Annotated in this window: 22 protein-coding genes and 2 tRNA genes; 18 read left to right on the forward strand and 6 right to left on the reverse strand. The window is 62.8% G+C overall.

Annotated features, from left to right (window positions below; all coding sequences use genetic code 11):
• Window positions 1-21 precede the first annotated feature (21 nt).
• Window positions 22-159: a 50S ribosomal protein L34 gene (rpmH, locus tag V9L17_RS03320; protein ID WP_003800212.1), complete on the reverse strand. Its 138-nt coding sequence runs from the start codon at window positions 157-159 to the stop codon at window positions 22-24.
• A 468-nt stretch (window positions 160-627) separates the two neighbouring features.
• Between rpmH and dnaA the strand changes: the two genes are divergently transcribed.
• The 12 genes from dnaA (at window position 628) to V9L17_RS03380 (ending at window position 13,879) form a co-directional block, all read left to right on the forward strand.
• Entirely contained in the window at window positions 628-2,049 is a 1,422-nt protein-coding gene (dnaA, locus tag V9L17_RS03325) for a chromosomal replication initiator protein DnaA (protein ID WP_337350460.1), read from the forward strand.
• Window positions 2,050-2,575: 526 nt separating this feature from the next.
• On the forward strand, window positions 2,576-3,700 hold the full coding sequence (gene dnaN, locus V9L17_RS03330; RefSeq protein ID WP_337345176.1) for a DNA polymerase III subunit beta: 1,125 nt from the start codon (window positions 2,576-2,578) through the stop codon (window positions 3,698-3,700).
• Between the two features lie 122 nt (window positions 3,701-3,822).
• Complete coding sequence (gene gnd / locus V9L17_RS03335; RefSeq protein WP_337345177.1) at window positions 3,823-4,707, forward strand: phosphogluconate dehydrogenase (NAD(+)-dependent, decarboxylating); 885 nt, start codon at window positions 3,823-3,825, stop codon at window positions 4,705-4,707.
• Window positions 4,708-4,752: 45 nt separating this feature from the next.
• The gene (gene recF / locus V9L17_RS03340) at window positions 4,753-5,952 is read left to right on the forward strand and encodes a DNA replication/repair protein RecF (protein ID WP_337350461.1); all 1,200 of its coding nucleotides are present in this window, start codon (window positions 4,753-4,755) and stop codon (window positions 5,950-5,952) included.
• Window positions 5,945-6,505, forward strand: a complete 561-nt coding sequence (locus V9L17_RS03345) for a DUF721 domain-containing protein (protein ID WP_337345179.1) — start codon at window positions 5,945-5,947, stop codon at window positions 6,503-6,505. The genes recF and V9L17_RS03345 overlap by 8 nt, the downstream gene beginning before the upstream one ends.
• A gap of 393 nt (window positions 6,506-6,898) precedes the next feature.
• The gene (gyrB, locus tag V9L17_RS03350) at window positions 6,899-8,983 is read left to right on the forward strand and encodes a DNA topoisomerase (ATP-hydrolyzing) subunit B (RefSeq protein WP_337350462.1); all 2,085 of its coding nucleotides are present in this window, start codon (window positions 6,899-6,901) and stop codon (window positions 8,981-8,983) included.
• A 58-nt stretch (window positions 8,984-9,041) separates the two neighbouring features.
• Window positions 9,042-11,720: a DNA gyrase subunit A gene (gene gyrA / locus V9L17_RS03355; RefSeq protein WP_337350463.1), complete on the forward strand. Its 2,679-nt coding sequence runs from the start codon at window positions 9,042-9,044 to the stop codon at window positions 11,718-11,720.
• On the forward strand, window positions 11,717-12,382 hold the full coding sequence (locus V9L17_RS03360) for a DUF3566 domain-containing protein (protein WP_337350464.1): 666 nt from the start codon (window positions 11,717-11,719) through the stop codon (window positions 12,380-12,382). Before gyrA ends, V9L17_RS03360 begins: the two co-directional genes overlap by 4 nt.
• Before the next feature lie 99 nt (window positions 12,383-12,481).
• Window positions 12,482-12,555 (forward strand) — tRNA-Ile (locus V9L17_RS03365).
• A 69-nt stretch (window positions 12,556-12,624) separates the two neighbouring features.
• Window positions 12,625-12,741, forward strand: a complete 117-nt coding sequence (locus V9L17_RS03370; RefSeq protein ID WP_242633290.1) for a DLW-39 family protein — start codon at window positions 12,625-12,627, stop codon at window positions 12,739-12,741.
• 72 nt (window positions 12,742-12,813) lie between these two features.
• Window positions 12,814-12,889: transfer RNA gene (locus V9L17_RS03375), tRNA-Ala, on the forward strand.
• Between the two features lie 36 nt (window positions 12,890-12,925).
• A complete protein-coding gene (locus V9L17_RS03380; protein ID WP_337345183.1) occupies window positions 12,926-13,879 on the forward strand; it encodes a DMT family transporter in 954 nt (317 codons plus the stop codon).
• A gap of 24 nt (window positions 13,880-13,903) precedes the next feature.
• On the opposite strand, the gene V9L17_RS03385 is transcribed toward V9L17_RS03380, so the two are convergent.
• Both V9L17_RS03385 and V9L17_RS03390 read right to left on the reverse strand, forming a co-directional pair.
• Complete coding sequence (locus tag V9L17_RS03385; protein WP_337345184.1) at window positions 13,904-14,779, reverse strand: glycosyltransferase; 876 nt, start codon at window positions 14,777-14,779, stop codon at window positions 13,904-13,906.
• 137 nt (window positions 14,780-14,916) lie between these two features.
• Window positions 14,917-15,900 (reverse strand): hypothetical protein, encoded by a 984-nt coding sequence (locus V9L17_RS03390; RefSeq protein WP_337350465.1) that lies wholly within the window; start codon window positions 15,898-15,900, stop codon window positions 14,917-14,919.
• A 155-nt stretch (window positions 15,901-16,055) separates the two neighbouring features.
• Here V9L17_RS03390 and V9L17_RS03395 point away from each other — a divergent pair, with 155 nt between their 5' ends.
• The 3 genes from V9L17_RS03395 to V9L17_RS03405 all read left to right on the forward strand — a co-directional run bounded on the left by V9L17_RS03395 (window position 16,056) and on the right by V9L17_RS03405 (window position 18,511).
• Entirely contained in the window at window positions 16,056-16,601 is a 546-nt protein-coding gene (locus V9L17_RS03395; protein WP_066288542.1) for a peptidylprolyl isomerase, read from the forward strand.
• A 9-nt stretch (window positions 16,602-16,610) separates the two neighbouring features.
• Complete coding sequence (locus V9L17_RS03400; protein WP_337345186.1) at window positions 16,611-17,492, forward strand: rhomboid family intramembrane serine protease; 882 nt, start codon at window positions 16,611-16,613, stop codon at window positions 17,490-17,492.
• Window positions 17,493-18,043: 551 nt separating this feature from the next.
• A complete protein-coding gene (locus V9L17_RS03405; RefSeq protein WP_337350466.1) occupies window positions 18,044-18,511 on the forward strand; it encodes a carboxymuconolactone decarboxylase family protein in 468 nt (155 codons plus the stop codon).
• 236 nt (window positions 18,512-18,747) lie between these two features.
• Here the strand turns inward: V9L17_RS03405 and V9L17_RS03410 are convergent, their stop codons facing one another.
• Both V9L17_RS03410 and V9L17_RS03415 read right to left on the reverse strand, forming a co-directional pair.
• Window positions 18,748-19,362 (reverse strand): DNA-3-methyladenine glycosylase I, encoded by a 615-nt coding sequence (locus V9L17_RS03410; RefSeq protein WP_337345188.1) that lies wholly within the window; start codon window positions 19,360-19,362, stop codon window positions 18,748-18,750.
• Window positions 19,363-19,372: 10 nt separating this feature from the next.
• Window positions 19,373-19,627 (reverse strand): cell division protein CrgA, encoded by a 255-nt coding sequence (locus tag V9L17_RS03415; RefSeq protein WP_337345189.1) that lies wholly within the window; start codon window positions 19,625-19,627, stop codon window positions 19,373-19,375.
• Between the two features lie 172 nt (window positions 19,628-19,799).
• Between V9L17_RS03415 and V9L17_RS03420 the strand changes: the two genes are divergently transcribed.
• The 3 genes from V9L17_RS03420 to V9L17_RS03430 are packed head-to-tail and all read left to right on the forward strand — an operon-like array spanning window position 19,800 to window position 21,390.
• Window positions 19,800-20,579, forward strand: a complete 780-nt coding sequence (locus tag V9L17_RS03420; RefSeq protein ID WP_337345190.1) for a class E sortase — start codon at window positions 19,800-19,802, stop codon at window positions 20,577-20,579.
• Window positions 20,580-20,581: 2 nt separating this feature from the next.
• Entirely contained in the window at window positions 20,582-20,752 is a 171-nt protein-coding gene (locus V9L17_RS03425; protein WP_337345191.1) for a hypothetical protein, read from the forward strand.
• Entirely contained in the window at window positions 20,749-21,390 is a 642-nt protein-coding gene (locus V9L17_RS03430; RefSeq protein ID WP_337345192.1) for an anthranilate synthase component II, read from the forward strand. Before V9L17_RS03425 ends, V9L17_RS03430 begins: the two co-directional genes overlap by 4 nt.
• A 74-nt stretch (window positions 21,391-21,464) precedes the next feature.
• Here the strand turns inward: V9L17_RS03430 and pknB are convergent, their stop codons facing one another.
• Window positions 21,465-23,423, reverse strand: coding sequence for a Stk1 family PASTA domain-containing Ser/Thr kinase (pknB, locus tag V9L17_RS03435; protein ID WP_337350467.1), 1,959 nt, complete (start codon window positions 23,421-23,423; stop codon window positions 21,465-21,467).
• Window positions 23,424-23,433: the final 10 nt, after the last annotated feature.

A 23,433-nucleotide genomic window follows, 5' to 3' on the forward strand; every position in this document is an offset into this window, starting at 1 on the left:
GTAAACCGACGAGTCAGTTATTTAGGCCGACAGTTCGGTGCGGCCCTTGCCACGACGGGCTGCCAGGATGGCACGGCCGGCACGGGTACGCATACGAAGGCGGAAGCCGTGCTTCTTGGCTCGACGGCGGTTATTCGGCTGAAAAGTCCGCTTGCTCACGTTAGTTACTCCAGTGGATCAAAGGTGCGCCCACCCGATCAGTAAAGGGGAAGAACTGGCCGACGCTAAGTTTTGTAATGCACGCTTCCCCCGGCTGCTCGAACGCGGTGCGTCTGAGAGATTCAGATGGGGCCAAAAAGCGGACACAAAGGACTTCACAACGTTAGGGCAAATTACGCCCGAGAGTCAAACCGGGACGGCCTGCGGTCCTTGTCCCCAGCTGTGGTTAACCGTCCACAACAGCCTGTGGATGAACTGGCTCACAGGCCCCTTTTCAGAACCACACTGGTGTAATTATCCACAAGCTACTTCCCAGCTATCTTCTGGCGTTTTGATCCCCTAGAGTGGCTCAGTAGCCGATTATCCACGGACTGTGTATAACCCTGTGGATGAAGCTGGACCAGCATCCTGGTTCCGGACTTGGGGCTGCAGGTAATGCAGGCAAAGCAAGTTTTGAGGAACTGATTGATGACATTAGACGAAGCCAACCACGCCAATACTGTCGGAAGTTCCTGGCGGCGCGTTGTCAGCCTGCTGGAGCAGGACGACCGCGTTTCACCACGGCAGCGGGGCTTTGTCATCCTGGCCCAGGCCCAGGGCCTGATCGGTTCAACCCTTCTGGTGGCCGTCCCCAACGAACTCACCCGCGAGGTCCTGCAGACGCAGGTCAAAGATGCGCTGGACGACGCACTGCACAACGTTTTCTCTGAGGACATCCGCTGTGCCATCGACGTGGACACCGATCTGGTGCCCATCCATGAGGAGCCGGAACTCGTCGTCGAGCCGTCCTTCACGTCCGACCAGCTGATCGAGCAGAAGCCGCAACCCATGCTGCCGAGCACCTCCCACGAATTCGGGCGGCTGAATCCCAAGTACGTTTTCGATACCTTCGTCATCGGCTCGTCCAACCGGTTTGCCCACGCGGCCGCGGTGGCCGTTGCCGAAGCGCCGGCCAAGGCCTACAACCCGCTCTTCATCTATGGTGACTCGGGGCTGGGCAAAACCCACCTCCTGCACGCCATCGGCCATTACGCCCGCCGCCTCTACAGTGGCATTCGTGTCCGGTACGTGAACTCTGAAGAATTCACCAACGACTTCATCAACTCCATCCGCGACGACGAGGGTGCGAGTTTCAAGACGACGTATCGCAACGTGGACGTGCTGCTGATCGACGACATCCAATTCCTGGCAGGCAAGGACCGGACGTTGGAAGAGTTCTTCCACACGTTCAATTCCCTGCACAACAACAACAAACAGGTGGTCATCACCTCGGACCAGCCGCCCAAGCTCCTGGCAGGGTTCGAAGACAGGATGAAGTCCCGCTTTGAGTGGGGCCTGCTCACGGACATCCAGCCGCCGGAACTTGAAACCCGAATCGCCATTCTCCGGAAGAAGGCGCTCAGTGAGGGCCTCTCCGCGCCGGACGACGCCCTCGAATACATCGCTTCCAAGATCTCCAGCAACATCCGCGAACTCGAAGGCGCCCTCATTCGCGTCACGGCGTTCGCGAGCCTGAACCGGCAGCCGGTTGACGTTGCCCTGGCAGAGATGGTCCTCAAGGACCTCATCACCGATGACGGCGCCCAGGAGATCACCTCCAGCCAGATCCTCACGCAGACGGCGGAGTACTTCAAGCTCAGCATGGAGGAACTCTGCAGCAAGTCACGCACCCGAACACTGGTGACGGCCCGCCAGATCGCGATGTACCTGTGCCGCGAGCTCACTGACATGTCGCTGCCCAAGATCGGCCAGGAGCTCGGCGGCCGAGACCACACCACGGTGATCCATGCGGACCGCAAGATCCGCGAACTCATGGCCGAGCGCCGTGTGATCTACAACCAGGTCACCGAGCTCACCAACAGGATCAAACAGCAGCAGCGCGACTCCTGACCCTCCGCCTCTATACCTTATTAACAGGTGCATGTGGATAACCCTGTGGACAGTTAAGGGGACAAGTGCGGTTAATGGGCTTAAAACCCTTAACCCATCTGTGGATCAGCGAAACCGCCAAAATTCTTATCCCCATCCACACCCTGTTTAAAACCTGCTTCACCCACAGTCCATGAACAGGGCTTAACCGCCGGATCCTGCGGCGAGACGGGGTTATCCACAGTTTCCACAGCAGTTATTAACACTACTAATCCCAAAAAATTGATTTCCCTCAAACAACAATCTGGATCCACACGACGAACCTGCCAGGGCCTGGCGGCCCAGGACAACCGGGATCCTTGCCGGGGATGGGTTAATCCCGGATCTTCCGGCTAAGCTGTCAGCAGCGCTCCCATCCTCGGGTTTCTTTGTGGTTCAGCAAGCGCGGACCATGCAGGTTCAGGAGTTTGGGGCACCCACTTTTGGAACTCCACGATGGAGTTCCCGGTTCAGACATGGCAGCAGCAATGAAAGGCGGCACCCTTCCGTGAAGTTCAGAGTCGATCGGGACGTCCTGGCAGAAGCCGTCACATGGACAGCCCGCTCGTTGTCTCCGCGGCCGCCAGTACCGGTCCTTTCAGGCCTGCTCCTCAAGGCTGAGTCCGGCACCGTAAGCCTTTCGAGTTTCGACTACGAAACCTCTGCCCGGCTTGAGATCCCGGCTGACATCGCAGTGGAAGGCACCATCCTGGTATCGGGCCGTCTCCTGGCAGACATCTGCCGCAGCCTGCCTTCGGCCCCGGTTGACGTGGAAACGGACGGCAACAAAGTCACGCTTACTTGCCGCCGCAGCAGTTTCCACCTGGCCACCATGCCGGAAGCCGAGTACCCGCCACTGCCGGCCTTGCCCACCATCAGCGGCACAGTTCCCGGCGATGCCTTCGCCCAAGCTGTTTCCCAGGTCATCATCGCGGCCAGCAAGGATGACACCCTCCCCATCCTGACCGGCGTCAGGATGGAAATTGAGGATGATCTCATCACTCTCCTGGCCACCGACAGGTACCGGCTGGCCATGCGCGAAGTCCCATGGAAGCCCGTCACCCCGGGAATTTCCACCAGCGCGCTGGTCAAGGCGAAGACCCTGAACGAAGTTGCCAAAACACTGGGTAACAGCGGGGACATCAACCTGGCCCTGGCGGACGACGACAGCCGGCTCATCGGCTTCGAAAGCGGCGGCCGCACCACCACATCTCTGCTGGTGGACGGCGACTACCCCAAAATCCGCTCGCTTTTCCCCGACACGACACCCATCCACGCCACCGTGCAGACCCAGGAATTGGTCGAAGCCGTGCGTCGTGTGTCCCTTGTCGCCGAACGCAACACCCCGGTGCGCCTGGCTTTCACTGAAGGCCAGCTGCACCTCGACGCCGGGACCGGCGAGGATGCACAGGCCTCTGAAGAACTCGAGGCCCAGCTGTCCGGTGAGGACATCACTGTTGCCTTCAATCCCCACTACTTGGTGGAAGGGCTGAGCGTCATTGAAACCAAATACGTCCGGTTCTCCTTCACCACCGCGCCCAAACCAGCGATGATCACGGCCCAGGCGGATGTCGACGGCGAAGACCAGGACGACTACCGCTACCTGGTCATGCCGGTCCGCCTCCCCAACTAGCAGCCTCCCACCCAACTAGGTAGCAGTAGATGTCGTTTTGAACCCTCATAACGACATCTACTGCTACCTAGTTGGGATGACGTCCCCGCAGCCACACCACCAGCGCAGAAAAGAGATCCACCGTGCATATCGGACTGATCGGCCTTGGCAAAATGGGTTTCAACATGCGCGAACGCCTGCGCAAGGGTGGAATTGACGTCACCGGCTTCGACCGCAATCCGGACGTCACCGATGTTTCCTCGCTGGACGAACTCATCGCCGCCGTCCCGGCACCCCGGATTATCTGGGTCATGGTCCCCGCCGGCGATATCACCGATGCGGTCGTCACCGAACTCGGGGCCAAGCTCGACGCCGGCGACCTGGTGATCGACGGCGGCAACTCCCGGTTCACCGAGGACCAGAAACATGGTGCCGCGCTGGCCGAAAAGGGCATCCGGTTTGCCGACTGCGGTGTCTCCGGCGGCGTGTGGGGCCTCCAGAACGGCTACGGCTTGATGGCCGGCGGAGACGCGGCCGACATCGAACGGGCCCTCCCGGTCTTCGACGCACTCCGCCCGGAAGGCGAACGGGCCGACAGCTTTGTGCATGTGGGCGGGGTCGGCGCCGGACACTACGCGAAGATGGTCCACAATGGCATCGAGTACGGCCTGATGCAGGCCTACGCCGAGGGCTATGAACTGCTCGCGGCCAAGGACATCGTCAACGATCTTCCCGGGACCTTCCGCGCCTGGCAAAAGGGAACGGTTGTCCGGTCCTGGCTGCTGGACCTCATGGTGAAGGCGCTTGACGAAGATCCGGGCCTTGCCTCCATCGATGATTACGTAGAAGATTCCGGCGAGGGCCGCTGGACCGTCGAAGAGGCGATCGCCAACGCAGTGCCCGCTCCTGCCATCACGGCAGCACTTTTTGCCCGTTTCTCCTCACGGGAAGACAATTCCCCCGCCATGAAGATGGTTTCGGCGCTGCGCCACCAGTTCGGCGGGCACGCCACCCGCCCTGCCAAATAGCTCCAATCCCCGGGACCCGAGGGTTTCGAGAATCCTGAAGACCGCGTGTACCTAGAACACCTCTCACTGACTGACTTCCGCAGTTACGCCCAGGTTGACCTTGCCCTGGAACCTGGCGTCACGGTCCTGGTGGGATCCAACGGGATTGGCAAGACCAACCTGATGGAAGCCATCGGCTACCTCGCCACCCTCAGCTCGCACCGTGTCAGCGCAGACGGTCCGCTGCTGAGGTTCGGTACGGAGCGTGCCCTGGTCCGGGCCCGGCTGGTCCGCGAAGGCCAGATCACCGTGCTCGAACTGGAAATCAATGCCAGCCGTGCAAACCGTGGCCGCATCAACCGCAGCAATCCCGTGCGTGCGCGGGACATCCTCGGGATCTGCCAGACAGTGCTCTTCGCCCCCGAAGACCTGGCGCTGGTCAAAGGTGATCCGTCCAACCGGCGCCGGTTCCTCGATGAACTGCTGGTCAGCCTGGTTCCGCGGCACGCGGCAACCCGCAGCGACTATGACCGTGTGCTGAAGCAGCGCAATGCGTTGCTGAAATCTGCGAGGGCCGGCAAATTCACCGCCGGCCACGAAGCCACTCTTGACGTGTGGGACCAGCACATGGCCAGGGCCGGCGCCGAGCTGCTGCATGCCCGGCTGGAACTGGTAGAGCGGCTTCGCCCGCACTTGGCCAGTGCCTATGCGCAGCTCACGGACGGTTCAAAGGTTGCCGACGCCGCCTACCGCTCAAGCCTGCAAAACATGATGGACGACGACGGCGGGGCAGCACCGGGTGCTGCCTTTCCGTCCGCCACGGGCGAACCTGTTCAGGAAGACCTCCGGACGCTGACGGTGGAAGAACTCACCGAAGCGTACGTCCGGGCGTTCGCCGCGTCCCGCCGCAAGGAACTTGAGCGTGGCATTTCACTGGTGGGCCCGCACCGCGACGAGCTGGAACTTGTCCTGGGCGAGGCTCCGGCCAAGGGGTACGCCTCGCACGGGGAAACATGGTCCATGTGCCTCTCCCTCCGGCTGGCGTCCTATTATGTGATGCTCGACGACGCCCGAACGGGCGGGTCCGCTCCCATCCTGATCCTCGATGATGTTTTTGCCGAACTCGATGTCCAGCGGCGGCGTAAACTGGCGGCAATAGTCTCCGGCGCGGAACAGGTGCTGGTGACTGCCGCCGTCGACGCCGATATTCCGGAAGAGCTCTCCGGCCGGCGGGTGAAGGTCATCCCGGGAGGAATCGATGAATAAGGATGAAAACGGCGGCCTCCAGCCCGGCCGGGATCCCGACAACATCGACGCGCCGCAGGCGGCGCTGAATCGGATGCGCGAAGCAGCAGCGGCACGCGGTGAGATCCGCCGCAAGGCACCACCCGCCGCCGGTGCCGGCAAGACAAAACGTGGCGGCATCCGGGACACCCGAGGTTTTAGCCAGTTCCACTCCACCGGCCGTGATCCGCTGGGCCTCGGCAAGGTGGTGGGACGCCTGGTGGCCGAACGGGGCTGGACCTCGCCCGTTGCTGTCGGGTCGGTGATGGCCGAATGGGCCACCCTTGTGGGGCCGGAAATCTCCGCTCACTGCACACCGGAGAGCTTTACGGACACCACTTTGCACGTTCGCTGCGACTCAACGGCGTGGGCCACCCAGCTTCGCCTCCTCAGCATCAGCCTGCTCGAGAAGTTCCGCACCGAACTTGGTGACGGCGTGGTGACCAGCATCCACGTCCTGGGCCCGTCGGCGCCCAGTTGGCGCAAGGGAGGGCGAAGCGTTAACGGCCGCGGCCCCCGCGATACTTACGGGTGAGCCTGCGAGGTCCGTGCCGCCGTCGTCGACTATTGAATATTCGCCCAAGGGCGTGTAGGGCGATGCAACGGCCGTGGGGTGTATAGGAACCCGGAGACCGGACCGCTGGGGCGCCCAAGGCGGGGTCAACGGCCTGACAAAGGCACATTGCCTGCCGCCGAGGCCCTCCGAATGCGGGTGAACGCCGCGATCCACGATAGAATCGCAACAGATAACTGGGCGCCGGTGAAACGTTGACTGAGTCCGTTTTCCGCACGCTTCCCGCTGGCGGATCGCGGTTCCGCATGTCAGCTAACTCGCCAGCGCCATCAGTTTGTGCCTGTTGGCCGAAGCTTTCCCTGGGGGAAGGACTCCGGCCGGCCATCATCGAAAACAGAGGAGTCGACAGCGCCTGTGGCTAACGACAATACAGATATCCAGGCAGTGGAACCCGCAGTTGAGGATGCCCGTACCCCCGACACCCCGGCAGACGCTGTGACCCCCCGTGAATACGGTGCAAGTGACATCACCGTCCTTGAAGGCCTCGAAGCCGTGCGCAAACGCCCCGGCATGTACATCGGCTCGACCGGTCCGCGCGGCCTCCACCACCTGGTCTATGAAGTGGTGGACAACTCTGTAGATGAGGCTTTGGCCGGTTACTGCACGCACATCGAGGTAGTCCTTCAGGCCGATGGCGGCGTCAAGGTGGTGGACGATGGCCGTGGAATCCCCGTGGACATGCACCCCACCGAACACAAGCCAACCGTCGAAGTTGTGATGACAATCCTGCATGCGGGCGGCAAGTTCGGCGGCGGTGGTTACGCGGTTTCCGGCGGCCTGCACGGTGTGGGCATCTCCGTAGTGAACGCACTTTCCAGCCGTGTTGACACCGAAGTCCGGCGCCAAGGACACGTCTGGCGGATGTCTTTCGCCGACGGCGGTAAGCCCCAGGGCGGCCTTGTCCAGGGCGAGGAGACGGACCGCACGGGAACCACGCAGACCTTCTACCCGGATGCCGGGATTTTCGAAAGCACTGAGTTCGATTTTGAGACGCTTCGGGCCCGCTTCCAGCAGATGGCCTTCCTGAACAAGGGCCTGCGCATTACGCTGACCGACGAGCGCACCTCCCCGGAGGACAACGACGGCGACCTGGACCTGGACGCCGTGGTTACCGAGGGCGAGGTCACCGCAGAGCACCGCACCGTGGTCTACCAGTACGACGACGGCCTGCTGGACTACGTCAAGCACCTGAACTCCGGAAAGAAGGTCGACGTCGTCCACGAGGACGTGATTGCCTTCGAAACCGAGGACAAGGACCGGCGTATTGCGTTGGAAATGGCTATGCAGTGGACCAACGCGTATTCCGAAAGCGTCCACACCTACGCCAACACCATCAACACCCACGAGGGCGGAACGCACGAAGAGGGCTTCCGCGCCGCCATGACCTCGCTCATCAACCGCTACGCGCGGGAGAAGGGCATCATCAAGGAAAAGGACGACAACCTCACCGGCGATGACATCCGTGAGGGCCTGACTGCCGTTATTTCAGTCAAGCTTGCCGAGCCGCAATTCGAGGGACAGACCAAGACCAAGCTGGGCAACTCCGAGGTCAAGGGCTTTGTCCAGCGCGTTGTCACAGACGGACTCGGCGACTGGCTGGAGCGCAATCCGGGTCCGGCCCGTGACGTTATCCGTAAGGCAATTTCCGCGGCCCAGGCCCGTATGGCGGCCCGCAAGGCACGCGACAACGCCCGCCGCAAGAGCCCGCTCGAGTCCTTCGGCATGCCCGGAAAACTTTCGGACTGCTCCTCGAAGGACCCGGCAAGGTGCGAGGTCTACATCGTGGAGGGTGACTCCGCAGGTGGTTCCGCCAAGCGCGGCCGCAACCCGGAAACCCAAGCGATCCTGCCGCTCCGCGGCAAGATCCTGAACGTTGAGCGGGCACGCCTGGACAAGGCCCTGGGCAATGCCGAGGTCCAGTCCATGATTACTGCCTTTGGCACCGGCATCGGCGAGGACTTCGACCTCAGCAAGCTCCGGTACCACAAGATCGTGCTGATGGCCGATGCCGACGTCGACGGACAGCACATCACCACGCTGCTGATGACGCTCCTTTTCCGGTACATGCGTCCCCTCATCGAGAACGGTTACGTCTACCTGGCACAGCCGCCGCTGTACCGCATCAAGTGGTCCAATGCGCCGCACGACTACGTCTTCAGCGACAAACAGCGCGATGCCAAGCTGCTGTCGGGGCAGGCAGCCGGACGCCGCATTCCGAAGGACAACGGCATCCAGCGCTACAAGGGCCTGGGCGAAATGGACTACACCGAGCTCTGGGACACCACCATGGACCCGGACAACCGGACCCTCCTGCAGGTCACCATGGACGATGCCCTGGCTGCGGACCAGATCTTCTCCACGCTGATGGGCGAGGACGTTGAATCGCGCCGAAACTTCATCCAGCAGAACGCCAAGGACGTCAGGTTCCTGGATATCTAGCGGTACTCCCGACTGATATTCCAGAACTGACATATACCTGAAACGGAAAATATAGACGATGAGTGACGAGACACCCGAGAACCAGGCGGAATCCGCCGATCTTCCGGAAACCGTGCTTGAAGGCGATGTGCTGATCGACCGCGTAGAGCAGGTGGACCTGCAGACCGAAATGCAGCGGTCCTACCTCGACTACGCGATGGCCGTTATTGTGGGCCGCGCCCTTCCTGACGTGCGCGATGGCCTGAAACCGGTGCACCGCCGCGTGCTGTACGCGATGTTCGACGGCGGGTACCGCCCCGACCGCTCGTTCAACAAGTGCGCACGTGTGGTGGGCGAGGTCATGGGCCAGTACCACCCCCACGGTGACACCGCCATTTACGACGCCTTGGTCCGCCTGATCCAGGACTGGACCATGCGTTACCCGCTGGCGCTTGGACAGGGAAACTTCGGTTCCCCTGGCAATGACGGTGCTGCCGCCCCGCGGTACACCGAAACCAAGATGGCGCAGCTGGCCATGGAGATGGTCCGGGACATCGATGAGGAAACCGTCGATTTCCAGGACAACTACGACGGCAAGAACCAGGAACCAACCATCCTGCCGGCGCGTTTCCCCAACCTGCTGGTCAACGGTTCCTCAGGCATCGCCGTCGGCATGGCCACCAACATCCCGCCGCACAACCTGCGGGAGGTGGCCGACGGCGTCCAGTGGTACTTGGCGAATCCGACCGCCAGCCGCGAGGAACTGCTCGAAGAGCTCCTGCTGCGGGTCAAGGGACCCGACTTCCCCACCGGGGCCACGATCCTGGGGCACAAGGGCATCGAGGACGCTTACCGCACCGGCCGCGGGTCTGTCACGATGCGGGCTGTGGTCAACGTAGAGGAACTCCAGGGCCGTACTTGCCTGGTGGTTACCGAGCTGCCCTACCAGGCCAACCCGGACAACCTGGCCATCAAGATCGCCGAACTGGTCAAGGACGGCAAGATCTCCGGCATCGCGGACCTCCGCGATGAGACTTCCGGCCGTACGGGCCAGCGCCTGGTCATCGTGCTTAAGCGCGATGCCGTTGCCAAGGTAGTGCTGAACAACCTTTACAAGCACACCGAACTGCAAAGCAACTTCTCCGCGAACATGCTGGCCATCGTGGACGGAGTGCCCCGCACGCTCAGCCTGGATGCCTTCATCCGGCACTGGGTGACCCACCAACTGGACGTTATCGCCCGGCGCACCAAGTACCGCCTGCGCAAGGCCGAGGAAGAAGCACATATCCTGCGGGCGCTGCTCAAGGCCCTGGACATGCTGGACGAGGTCATCGCACTCATCCGGGCCTCGAACACCACGGAGGCGGCCCGCGATGGGCTGATGCAACTGCTGGACATCGACGAACTGCAGGCCCGGGCCATCCTGGACATGCAGTTGCGCCGCCTGGCAGCCCTGGAACGCCAGAAGATCCAGGACCGGCACTCAGAACTCGAGGCGCTGATTGCGGAGTACAACTCAATCCTGGCTTCGGAGGAGCGTCAGCGCGAGATCATCAGCACCGAATTGGCCGAGATCGTGGCCAAGCACGGTGATGACCGCCGCACGAAGATCCTGATGGGCTTCGACGGCGACATGTCTATGGAGGACCTGATCCCCGAAGAGGAAATGGTTGTCACCATTACCCGTGGCGGCTACGTCAAGCGGACCCGCAGCGACAACTACCGTTCGCAGCAGCGCGGCGGCAAGGGCATCAAGGGCGCCCAGCTGCGCGGCGACGACGTGGTGGAGCACTTCTTTGTAACCACCACGCACCACTGGCTGCTGTTCTTCACCAACCTCGGCAGGGTTTACCGGGCCAAGGCTTACGAACTGGTGGAGGCGGGCCGCGATGCCAAGGGCCAGCACGTCGCCAACCTGATGGCTTTCCAGCCGGACGAACACATCGCCCAGGTACTGGACCTCAAGGACTACCAGCACGCGCCCTACCTGGTCCTCGCCACCAAACGCGGACTGGTCAAGAAGACCCGGCTGGAGGATTACGACACCAACCGTTCCGCCGGCGTCATTGCCATCAACCTCCGGGACGAGGACGAACTGGTGTCCGCCCAGCTGGTCTCCGAATCGGACGACCTCCTTCTCGTCTCACGCAAGGGCCAGTCCATCCGGTTCACGGCCACCGATGACGCACTGCGGCCGATGGGGCGTGCCACGTCCGGCGTCACCGGCATGAAATTCCGTGAGGAAGACGAACTTCTGGCCGCCAACGTGGTCACGGACGGCTCCTTTGTTTTCATCGTGACCGAGGGCGGCTACGCCAAGCGCACCGCCGTGGAGGAATACAGGCTCCAAGGCCGCGGCGGCCTGGGAATCAAGGTTGCCAAGCTGGCCGAGGAACGCGGTGACCTCGTGGGAGCCCTGATTGTCCAGGAGGAAGACGAAGTCCTGGTAGTCATGGAAGGCGGCAAGGTGGTCCGTTCCTCCGTGGCTGGCGTCCCTGCCAAGGGCCGCGACACCATGGGCGTGATCTTCGCCAAACCTGACAAGAATGACCGCATCATCGAAGTGGCCCGGAACAGCGAACGCGGTCTTGAGGGCGATGAATCCTTGGAGGATGACGTAACGTTGGCTGAAGAGGACGGATCCCCCGAGGGGTCCGCAGGGTCAGCAGCAGTGGCAGAGACAGCACCGGCCGTTGAGTCAGAGGACGCCTCCGGCGACGCTGAGCCGAACGAAGACTACACCGGAGGTAACGAGTGAGTAATCCCGACTCATATCCCAAGCAGAACAGCAATGTTCCCGGCGGAACGGGGCAGCCCGCGGCTGCCCCCCGAGTGAACGCCCCCGTTCGTCCCCAGCAGCGCCCGGCGGCTCCGGCAGGCCTGCCCGGCCAGCGCCCCGCAGCAGCAGGCCAGCGTCCGCAGGCCCAGCCCGGGCAGGCCCAGCCTGGACAGGCCCAGCCTGGACAGGGCCAGCGCCCGGCTCAGCGTCCCGCCACGGCAGGGCAGCGACCCGCGCCTGGCGGTCCGGGACTGGTAAAGCCGGCCCCCAAAGCCAAGGTCAGGCGTGCGCGCCTGCTGGTCAGCAAAGTTGATCCCTGGTCCGTCCTGAAAATGGCGTTCCTGCTGTCTGTGGCCTTGGGAATCGTTACGGTCGTTGCGGCCATCGTGCTCTGGACAGTCCTGGACCTGACCGGCATCTTCGACCAAGTGGACAGTCTCTTGGGCACCCTCGCCGGGTCCGAAGGCGGGGGCTTCGAATTGAAGAAGGTTGCGTCGCTGGGGCAGGTGGCCTCCTTTGCCACCATCATCGCCGTAGTGAACGTGGTCCTGCTGACCGCGTTGTCCATGTTGTCTGCAGTGCTGTACAACATCTCCGCCACCCTGGTGGGCGGTATCGGCGTTACCCTCACGGACGACTGAAAAACCCATAATTCCGGCGGGTTTTTCCCGCGGAATGCCTCGATTTGAGATCGGGCCGGGATGTGCTGTACAGTCATATCTCGGCCCGATGAGGCATCGGGGCGTATAGCTCAGGCGGTTAGAGCGCTTCGCTGATAACGAAGAGGTCCCAGGTTCAAGTCCTGGTACGCCCACGGAACCTGTGCAGGTTTCAGGAAAGGTTCAGTCCTCCGGTTGGTGGACTGAGTCGGAACGGGGTGCATGTGAAGAAGTTGCTGGTTCTTGCAGCTGCGATCGCAGGCGTCCTGCTCTACCGGAAAGCACAGGAATCCGAGGCCCGGAAAACGGTCTGGAGCGAATCAACCGATACGGTTGATTAGCACGGATTCCCGGACCGGGAGCTGGCAAGAGGCTCCCAGGTTCTAGGGTATGATTGACGGGTTGCTTCTTATGGGGGCATGGCGCAATTGGTAGCGCACCTGCTTTGCAAGCAGGGGGTTCGGGGTTCGAGTCCCCGTGCCTCCACCATACTTTTTGGTTAACTCGAAAAAGTAGGGTTGGACAGTGAACTTCTTCATCGCGGCACTCGGCGTGCTGGGCGTTGCCTCGTCCGGTCCGCTGATCGCGGCCACCCTCGGTGCCACCACTGTCAGCGCCCTGGCCATCGCGTTCTGGCGCAATGCCATAGGCGCGGTGGTGATGGCCACACCCACCCTCGTGCGCGAACCGCGGCAGTTCGGGGCCATTTCCGGCCGGGAGTTCCGCTGGTCGCTGCTTGCCGCCGTCGCCCTGGCCCTGCACTTCGCGTGCTTCATCACCTCACTGCAGCTGACCTCCGTGGCCGCCGCGACTGCCCTCGTGTGCCTTCAATCCGGTTGGATTGCTGTCTTCCAGCTATTTCGTGGCACGAAACACCGCTGGCCCGTACTGGCAGGCCTGGGCATAGCTTTCGGCGGCGTCGTTGCCATCACGGGTTTTGATATGGGGAGCTCCCCCGAGGCGCTCTTGGGCGACCTGCTGGCGGTGGCCGGCGGGGCCCTGGCCGGGCTGTACACGCTGGCGGGCGGCAAGGCGCGGCAAAGCATGACCACAGGGACGTACACGACGCTCTGCTACGGCATGTGCGCCGCACTGGTGGCCGTCCTCGCCCTGTTCAGCGGACAACCCCTGACAGGGTTCGACGCCGGCGGCTGGCTGGGGATTATCGCCATCACCGTGTGTGCGCAATTGGTGGGCCACACAGCCTTCAACCACCTGCTGGCAACGATGAGCCCGTTGCTGGTCTCGATGATCATCCTGCTGGAAATCCCCGGCGCTGCGGTGCTGGCGGCCGTCTTCCTGGACGAAACCCTCCCGGCTGGAACCTACGCAGGGTTGGCCCTGATCCTGGTGGGACTCGCCGTCGTCGTCCTGGGACAACGGTCCGGAAACGCCCGACGGCGGCGCTTGGATTCAGAGGACGGCACGCGGGACGGCGAACCGCCGTCGGACCGCCTCGCGGAGCTCGGAACGGACTGACCGTAAGGACCGTACCGAAGGTGCTTACTGGCCGCCGCGGCGGACCGGCTGAGCCGTGTTGACGGTGTGGATGGCCCGCAGCAGCTTCGCTGGGAAGTAAACGGAGAAGAAGACCACCATGGGGGCCTTGAGAGCCATTTTCTTCACGTTGTGGGCCTTGTACGTCCGGTCGAAGCGTGTCACGTAGTAGCGGTAGTCGCGGGGCGAATCTTCCAGCCGGCGGGCAGACATTCCGGACACCATCTGCGGCCAGTACTGCACTTTGAGTTCGTGGTCGGCAAGATGCAGGGACAGATCGATGTCCTCATGCATCTCATCCTTCTCATCACGGCAGGTCTCGGACCGAATGGTTTCCCACGCCGAGGCACGCAGTGCCATGTTTGAGCCAAAGAGAAAATGGTATTGGTGCTTGGCGAGCTTAAGCATCAGCTGGCGCATTTTGTCGTCGGCTTTGAGGCCGAACCGGCGCATTGGCATGTCATAGTAGACCACCGGTCCCGTGGCCGCTTGGACTGAAGGGTCCTGGAATGCCTTCTGGACCTGCTCCACCCAGTCCGGTTCCACGACGGAGTCGGCGTCGATCCGGCCCAGAATGTCACCGGTTGCATGGTCCAGGCCAAAGTTGCGGGTGGGAATCAGCCCCTGGTCGCGGTCTTGGCTCAGCAGGATGATGGGGCTTTCCGGATACTCCAGCTGCATCTGCTGCACGATTGCCGCGGTCCGGTCTGTGGAGAGGTTGTCCACCACGATGATCTCGTGCGCCGGGACCGATTGGTAGACGGCAGCGATGAGGCACTGCCGGATCACACTTTCCTCGTTGTAAGCCGGAATGACAATGGACACGCGGGGCAGCTGTGCTGCGTCGTTCAAGGCATCCCCAGAGGATTTATCGGCTGACATCAGTTCAAATTTAGCATCGATCGGTGACCGGCCCCCCGGGCTGCCGGCTCAAGTCCGGACAAACACTGGGAAAACACTGAAGGGGCCCCGCACCAGGCGGGACCCCTTCAGCTGACGGCGCAAAGCGCCTGGAACTGCTAGACGGTGTCCTTGTCCGCGGATCCGTTCATGTTGGAGGCGATGTTCTTCATCGCGGTCTTGGCATCGGTTGTTGCCTTCGCGGCAGCGTCCTTGGCGTCCTCGGCGACGTGCTTGGCTTTGTCGGCTGCATCTTCAGCAGCCTCCTGGGCATCTTCCGCGACATCCTTGGCCTTTTCCGCAACGGCTCCTGCAGCTGAGGCAGCAGCGGCTGCCACATTGCTGACGGCGTCGGCTGCGGTTTCCTTGAGGTCGTTGACCGTGGTGGCGGGTACCGGGGCGGGAGTGGGCGTCACCGGAGAGGGGGTTTTCCACGGATCTTCAACCGGCTTGGAAGCCTTCCACGCGGCAACACCAGCGGCCACGGCGGCGGCGATGATGCCGAAGACCAGCCAACCGCGTTTCTTGGGCTTCTCAGGCTGGGCGATCTGCACGCCTACCACCTTGCCGGCTTCATGCGCGGCTGCCTTGAGCTGGGTCCCTGCCGTGTGGGCCTGCTCCTGGATGGAGTGCACAACTCCGGAATCGGCAAGCCGCTGGGCTACGGCGTCCACGTGCAACGGAGCATTCTCCAGCGTGCGGTGAACAGCTTCGGACGCCTGGCCGATCTGGTCCGAGAGGCGTGGCAGGTACTCCACCACTACGCGGTCGCGGGCGTTCAGGATCACGGGTGTGGCTTTGTCCAGCGCTTCGTGAAGGCGCGGAGTGGTGCCTTCAACAGCATCGTGGATCTTTGGGGCCAGGTGGGCGAGCCCGTCTTGGATCCGCGGCGTTACTGTTGCTACGCCGTCGGCAAGGTTGTGGGCGGCTGTCTTAAGCCCTTCCTGGATCTTGGGAGATGCGGTATCCAGGCCATGCTGCAGGCGGGGAACGGCCCAGTCCACTGCTGCTTCCACGCGGGGGGCTGCCCAGTCCTTGGCGTTCTCTACCGCGCTGTTGACTGACTGCTCAAGGTCACGGGCAATACGATCCGATTTCTTCACAACTACCTCCCGATTAATGTGACGGTTCTGTTGTTAGCCTACGTGGATTGACCTTCACCGGCTATTCTTGGCCCGGAATTCAGGCTGATTTCACCCAGCGCGGAACTGCCGTCCACACCCGTGCCGCTTTGGCGGGCCGTGAAAGAATAAGCGGTATGACTGCCATCGCAACCGCAAAAGCAACCATCCACACCAGCCTCGGCGACATCGTCGTGAACCTCTTCGGGAACCACGCCCCCAAGACGGTCAAGAACTTCATCGGCCTCGCCACGGGCGAGCAGGCCTGGACCCACCCGGAAACCGGTGAGGACAAGACCGGTACTCCGCTGTACAACGGCACCATCTTCCACCGCATCATCAAGGATTTCATGATCCAGGCCGGCGATCCCCTGGGCCGTGGCGTGGGCGGACCCGGCTACAAGTTCGACGACGAAATCCACCCCGAGCTCAGCTTCAACCAGCCCTACAAGCTGGCCATGGCCAACGCAGGCATCCAGATGGGCAAGGGCACCAACGGCTCCCAGTTCTTCATCACCACGATCCCCACCGACTGGCTGCAGGGTAAGCACAGCATCTTCGGCGAGGTGGCTGACGAGGACTCCAAGAAGGTCGTCGACGCCATCGAGGGTGTCCGCACCGGCATGGGCGACCGCCCGGTCGAGGACGTCACCATCAACAGCATTGACATCGAACAGCTCTAACAAGCACCAATGAGTTACGGAATCCCGGCGGCGGAGCCGTCAGCGCAAGTTCCGGTCTGCCCCCGGCACCCGGACCGGCCCTCCTATGTGCGGTGCCAGCGCTGCGGGCGCCCCGCGTGCCCTGACTGCCAGCGCGCGGCCGCCGTCGGGTTCCAATGTGTTGACTGCGTCAACGAAACAGCACGTTCGACGCCGGCCGTCAGGACCGTCTACGGCGGTACGGTGACAACCGGCAAGCCCATCGTCACGTACGGAATTATCGCCGTCTGTGCGCTGATGTACGTCCTGCAGTGGATAGTGCCCGGCGGCGCCGTATACGAACAGTTCGCGTACAACAATGTGTTCGCGACGCCCGCCTACGGCGCGTTTGAGCCTTGGCGCATGCTGACGGCCGCGTTCCTGCACTCTCCAGATTCAGTCCTCCACATCGTGCTGAACATGTACACGCTGTGGATTTTCGGGCAGGCCCTCGAGCCGCTTCTGGGCAGGGTACGCTTTCTGGCCGTTTACCTGATCTCTGCCGTCGGCGGTTCGGTGGGCTATCTGCTCCTCAACCCGCTGCTGGTCCCAGGCCAGCAGCTCGCCGGAGTGGTCGGGGCATCCGGTGCCATTTTCGGACTCTTCGGGGCGATGCTCCTGGTCCAGCGGCATCGGGGCGGGGAAACGCGCCAGCTATGGGTGCTGATAGCCATCAACGGCGTCATCGGCTTCCTGATCCCCCAGATCGCCTGGCAGGCCCACTTGGGCGGCCTCATCACCGGGGCGTTGTGCGCTGCAGTGGTAGCGTACACGCCGCGCGGCCCGCGTCAGGGCCTGCTCCAGGCAGCTGGCCTGGTTGCCGTTTTTGGGCTGCTGATTCTCGTGAGCTGGGTCCGCGTCACGGCGGGCTGATTTTGGCGCTGTAGCCGCTCTTACCGAAGACCCCGGTGTCCCTTGGACACCGGGGTCTTTTTGTGTCCGGAATGCCGACGGAGGTTTTCCACAGGGTTTATCCACATTGTTGGTAACTTACACGGCTGTAGTTCAAGGCCCGATACTGCCAGAAGCCTGCAACGGCGCACTGGCTGGTACGCAAGGGTCGGCGTACGTCCACAGTTGTGGATAACTGCTGGGGATGTCCCTGTGGTTAAGTGGACAATCACGCGCTTTGGAGCTGCATCTGTGGATATCCCTGGCTTTCTGGGGCTGGAGAGGCGCTGAGCAAGCTATATCGGCCGGATTTCAACATGGTTATTCACAGTGTTAATAACTCACAGGCGTGTAGTTCATGGTCGACGCGAGGCTCTGCGGAGCCTCTGCGGGGAAAAAACCGTGTGTACTCATGCATGTTGTCCACATCTGTGGATAAGTTGTGGGTAGTCGTGTGTTAGCAAGTGGATAACCACGCGGATCGGCGCACCGGCAAGCCCCGCCGCCGACGCAACCCAGAATCAGGAGGGCCCATGGGCCGCAACACCGGAAACATCTTCCTAGACAAGCAGCACCCGGCCATGTGGCGATCGCTGAACGGCCTGGGACTCAAGGCACGCGAGGCAGCGGCCACCGCCGGAGTGGATGAAACGATCATTGAACTGATGTACGTGCGCATTTCGCAGATCAACGGTTGCGCGTTCTGCTTGGACATGCACGTCGGCGATGCCGTTGAAAACGGCGAATCCCCCCAACGGCTTGCGGTACTTCCCGCGTGGCGGGACACGGCCCTGTTCACAGACCGGGAGCGTGCTGCGCTGGCGCTGGCCGAGAGCATCACGGAACTCCCGGATCCGCGCTCACGGGAGGTAGAGGAAGGCTATGCCCGGCGACACCTCACCGCGGATGAGTTCTCAGCGGTCAGCTGGCTGGCGATCACCATGAACGCGTTCAACCGGGTCTCCATAACTAGCCATCATCCAGTACGCCGCCAGGAGTAACGGTTCCAGCGCGGAAGCGGGACTTGCTGCGGCCACGGTTTCCCGCCCCGTCTGTGGGGAGAGCCGAGTCTTATCCACAGCTAATCCACACTGTTAATAACTGCCTCGCCAAAGGCACTGTTCGCATAAGCCTTGATTGAGGGCATCTGCGGGCCCTTTCGGTAAATCGCCGGGCGTCAGTTATTCACATTGTGGATAACTTTAGGAACAGCTGGGGAGAACTCGCAGGCACGGACTTATTCGCGGGCATCCAGCCATACCCCGGATGATCCTCGGCGGTGGCTGTCCAGCAGGTGCGTGTCCACCATCCCGATCGCCTCCATCAGCGCGTACATCGTAGTAGGCCCCACGAAGGAGAAGCCCTTCTTGCGGAGCGCCTTGGAGAGCGCAACCGATTCCGGGGACTGGGTGGGGATATCGGAATGTGTGAGCGGCTGCGGCGTCTCGGGGGGCTGGAAGCTCCAGACGAAGTTCACGAGCCCGCCTTCGCTGCGCAGGGCTATGACCGCCTTCGCGTTCGTGATGGCGGCCCGGATTTTGAGCCGGTTCCGGATAATCCCGGGGTCCTGCAGCAGCCGCTCCACATCGTCTTCAGTGAAAGTGGCTACGATATCCGGGTCGAAGTGGTGGAACGCGGCGCGGAAAGCCGGGCGTTTCCGCAGGATAGTGGCCCAGGACAGGCCGGCTTGGAAACCCTCCAGGCTGATGCGTTCGTAGAGGCCCTGTTCGTCCCGGACCGGCAGGCCCCACTCGGTGTCGTAGTACTCCCGGAGGAGGGGATCAACGGCGGCCCAGGGCGGACGGAAGAGTCCGTCGTCGCCAAGAACGGTGCCGCCAGGGCCGGGGATCATACTCCGGACGCTACGAACGCCAGCGGGTGGTCATCAGGAAGCCAACGATGGCGATGCCGAACCCGGCGACGATATTCCATGATTCCCAGGCCTTGACCGGAAGCTGGCCTTCGCTGATATAGAACGTGATGATCCAGAGCAGCCCGATGATCATGAGGCCGAACATGACAGGCTTGAACCACACGGGGTTCGGCTTGTACGCCTGCGTGGACGAAGCCGCTTGGGCCGGGGTGGAAGTCTTCTTGCGTGGCTTGGACTCGGGCACGTGCTCTCCTTGCGGCTGAGGCAAGCTCGGCGACCCGGGCTTGATATCCTGCAAGAAGGAAATTGCCAGCGGTCTGCGCGATCTTGGTCAAATCTGGATTCTTACTAGCAGCCAATTCTAGCCGTAGTTCAGGGCCAACCAGCGCCCGTGGTGACCGCCCGGAGGAGAACGCGTGGTATTGCAGGAGAAGGCGAGGACCGGCACTGCGCCGGGGCCCGGCGTCGTGATTCTGCGTGGGACTGTCCAGGTGCTGGGCGAGCTGCTCATCACGGCGGGCATCGTCCTGCTGCTTTTTGTGGGCTGGCAGCTGTGGTGGACCAACGTGGAATCGGACGCCAGGCAGAGCGCCATCATCAAGGAATTCGCACAGGATCTCGGCGCGGATGCGCCCACCAGTTCGCCCTCGGCCCCCGGCGCCGTGAATTACGGAGCACCCGTAGTCTCTGCGGCCCCCGGACACGCCGGAACCATCGGCATCATGTACATTCCGCGCTTCGGTGCGAACTACACCCGGCCCATTGTCCAAGGCACTACCGGTGATGTGCTGGATACCCTGGGGCTGGGCCACTACAGCAACACTGCAATGCCCGGGGCCGTGGGGAATTTTGCGGTGGCCGGCCACCGGCAGACACACGGCGCAGTCCTGGACAGCATCCACACCCTGGTACCCGGGGACAAAATCTACGTCCAGACCAAGGATGGCTACTACGTGTATGTCTTCCGCAACAACCAGATTGTGCTGCCATCCCGGACCGATGTGCTGGAACCGGTGCCCACCAGGCCCGGCCTCACACCCACCGAAAGTTTCCTCACCATGACAAGCTGCAACCCGCGCTTCGGCTCCCAGGAACGCATTATCGCCTATGCGCTCCTGGACAGCTGGCGGCCTGCCTCGGCGGGCCCCCCGGCTGAGATAGCGGCCCAGGTGGCCGCCGCGATCGGAGAGGGCTGATCATGTACGCCTGGATTTTCCGGCACCTGCCGGGCCCCCTTTGGCTGCGGATCGCCACTTCGGTGCTGCTTGTCTTCGCCGCCCTGGTCCTGATGGCCCAGTTCCTGTTCCCCTGGATGTCCACTTTCACCCCATTCACCGACTCAACGATTGGTTCTGCAACCCAGCCATGACCACAACCAAGATCCTGGTCGTAGACAACTACGACAGCTTTGTATACACCCTGGTGGGATACCTCCAGGAGCTCGGCGCCGAGACCACCGTGGTGCGCAACGACGATGTCACGCTGGCAGAAGCCATCGAAATGGCAGGAACGCGCGACGGTGTCCTCATATCGCCCGGCCCAGGCAACCCGGCGGAAGCCGGAGTCTGCATCGAACTGATCAAGTGGTGCGGGGACAACAACAAGCCCATGTTCGGTGTCTGCCTGGGCCACCAGGCTTTGGCCGAGGCCTACGGCGGCAAAGTGACCCATGCCCCTGAGCTGATGCACGGCAAGACCTCTTTGGTGGAGCACCACGGAACGAGTGTTTTTGAAGGCCTCCCCTCCCCCGTGACCGCCACCCGGTATCACTCGCTGGCAGCCGTCCGCGACACCATCCCGGACGTCCTGGAGATCACTGCGGAAACTTCTACCGGCGTGGTTATGGGCCTGCAACACCGTACGGCGCCGCTGTGCGGCGTGCAGTTCCACCCTGAGTCCGTGCTGACGGAGGGCGGCTACCAGATGTTGGGCAACTGGCTCGAATCGCTGGGCATGGCCGGTGCCGCATCCCGGGCCGCCAAACTGAGTCCGCTCATCCAGCACTGACCATTAGGCGCTGCTGACCGCCGCAGTGCAGCTGTCTGGCACATCTGGCCCCGCGTTCCGTGAAGGACGCGGGGTCAGCCTTTTTTGGTGGCTGACGGGGTGGGAGTCGGCGTCGGTGTGGGAGTTACCGGCGGTGGCGGCTCCTTGGCCACCACGATGTTGATGGTCTTCCCCTGTTCGACAGCGGCGTTGACGGGATCGCTCTGGTCCGTCACCCGGCCGGCTTCGACCTGGGAGTTTTCCACTTCCTGCACATTCGGAACAAGGCCCAGTTCCTTCAAGGCAGTTTCGGCCTCGGCACGGGTACGGCCGCGCAGTTCCGGCATGGCCACCTTCCCGGTGGAGACCACAATCTCCACGGTGCTGCCGACGGCCACCGATTGTCCGGGGGCGGGGCTGGTGGTGATCACAATGCCGGCCGGTACGGTGGCGCTGTTGGCCATAGTGGTGGTCGGGGCGCCCACCAGGCCGCTTTGGCGCAGGACGTCCCGGGCTGCTGCCTCAGTCTTCCCGGGCAGGTTCTCCGGTACCTTGACCGCGCTGGGGCCATCGGAGATGTTAAGGATTACTTCGGAATTGGGATCAAGCGATGTTCCGGCCGCCGGGTCCGTTCCGATTGCTGTCCCCTTGGGAACGGTATCGTGCTGGGCCCGTTTGATCTGTGGGCGCAGGTTGGCCCCGTAGAGCTCCTGCAGGGCCGCGGACTCCGTCATGGCGGCCACTACGGGGATCTCCACCTTGGGAGCTGCTGGGGCTGGCCTGTTTACGGTGTTGTAGAGCCACAGGCCGCCGCCGGCAAGGACCAGGAGTGTGAAGATCACCAGGGTGACTATCCAAGCACGACGACGGGACTTCTGCCGCGGGCTCCGCTCCCGTTCCGGCGGGAGGCCGAGGGGAAGCTCATCCGCGTCCGGCGGCTCGTAGGCTGCGGCCGCTCCGGCCGCTCCGGCGGCCAGGGAGTTCCCGTTGGAGTGGTTGTTGGACGTGGCCCGCAGCCGGCCGGTGGGGGCGTCGTCCAGGAAACTGGCACCAGTGAAAGCGAAGGCCTCGGTGGCGGGCGTACGTTCCGGCGTCGGAACGTGGTCGTTCGGATCCGTCGGCGCCTCGGTTGCCGAAACGTCCGGAACCGGCACTCCGGCCCGGGCGGCGCGAAGGGCACGCCGGAATGCCGCCGCGTCCTGGAACCTGTCAGCCCTGTTCTTGAGCAGGGCCTTGGCCAGGACGCTGTCCAGCGCCGGCGACACCTCGGGATTAACGCTGCTCGCAGGTTCCGGGATCTCCCGGACGTGCTGGTAGGCGACTGAAACCGGACTGTCCCCAATGAACGGCGGGCGGCCCGTGAGCATTTCGTACAACAGGCAGCCGGCGGAATAGAGGTCGCTGCGGGCGTCCACGGTTTCACCACGGGCCTGCTCCGGCGAAAGGTACTGCGCCGTGCCCACTACGGCCTGGGTCTGGGTCATGGTGGCCGACGAATCGGCGATAGCCCGGGCGATGCCGAAGTCCATCACCTTGACGGAGTTGGTACCCTCGCAGCACATCACGTTGGCCGGTTTGATGTCCCGGTGCACGATGCCGGCCTTGTGGCTGTACTCCAGTGCCGCGAGCACGCCCAAGGCGAACTCGATGGCCTGGTCAATGCTGACTTCCTTGGCCCTGATGAGGTCCCGGATGGTCTTGCCTTCCACAAACTCCATCACGATGTAGGGAACGCGGATGCTGTCTTCCGTTCCGTCCGGAACCGTGTGCTCGCCGGTGTCGTAGATGGCAACGATGGAGGGATGGTTCAATGCGGCGACGGCCTGCGCCTCGCGCTTGAACCGTGCCTGGAACTGCGGATCCCGGGCCATGTCGGGGCGGAGCAGCTTGATGGCAACGGTCCGGCCCAGCCTGGTGTCCACCCCCCTGTGGACATCCGCCATTCCGCCGCGCCCGATCAGCCCGCCGAGTTCGTAGCGGCCGCTCAGGACACGCTGGTTATCCACCGGGAGGCTGTCCTCACGGTGCGACGGCGTACGGGGCGTGTCAGTCACTGGGCGTCCC

The organism is Pseudarthrobacter sp. CCNWLW207 (assembly GCF_037203945.1).
GTDB lineage: Bacteria > Actinomycetota > Actinomycetes > Actinomycetales > Micrococcaceae > Arthrobacter.

Coding starts and splice junctions, on each gene's coding strand:
- dnaA (WP_337350460.1), top strand. CDS start 628: ATGACATTAGACGAAGCCAACCACGCCAATACTGTCGGAAGTTCCTGG.
- V9L17_RS03345 (WP_337345179.1), top strand. CDS start 5,945: ATGAATAAGGATGAAAACGGCGGCCTCCAGCCCGGCCGGGATCCCGAC.
- gyrA (WP_337350463.1), top strand. CDS start 9,042: ATGAGTGACGAGACACCCGAGAACCAGGCGGAATCCGCCGATCTTCCG.
- V9L17_RS03385 (WP_337345184.1), bottom strand. CDS start 14,779: ATGTCAGCCGATAAATCCTCTGGGGATGCCTTGAACGACGCAGCACAG.
- V9L17_RS03395 (WP_066288542.1), top strand. CDS start 16,056: ATGACTGCCATCGCAACCGCAAAAGCAACCATCCACACCAGCCTCGGC.
- V9L17_RS03400 (WP_337345186.1), top strand. CDS start 16,611: ATGAGTTACGGAATCCCGGCGGCGGAGCCGTCAGCGCAAGTTCCGGTC.
- V9L17_RS03405 (WP_337350466.1), top strand. CDS start 18,044: ATGGGCCGCAACACCGGAAACATCTTCCTAGACAAGCAGCACCCGGCC.
- V9L17_RS03410 (WP_337345188.1), bottom strand. CDS start 19,362: ATGATCCCCGGCCCTGGCGGCACCGTTCTTGGCGACGACGGACTCTTC.
- V9L17_RS03425 (WP_337345191.1), top strand. CDS start 20,582: ATGTACGCCTGGATTTTCCGGCACCTGCCGGGCCCCCTTTGGCTGCGG.
- V9L17_RS03430 (WP_337345192.1), top strand. CDS start 20,749: ATGACCACAACCAAGATCCTGGTCGTAGACAACTACGACAGCTTTGTA.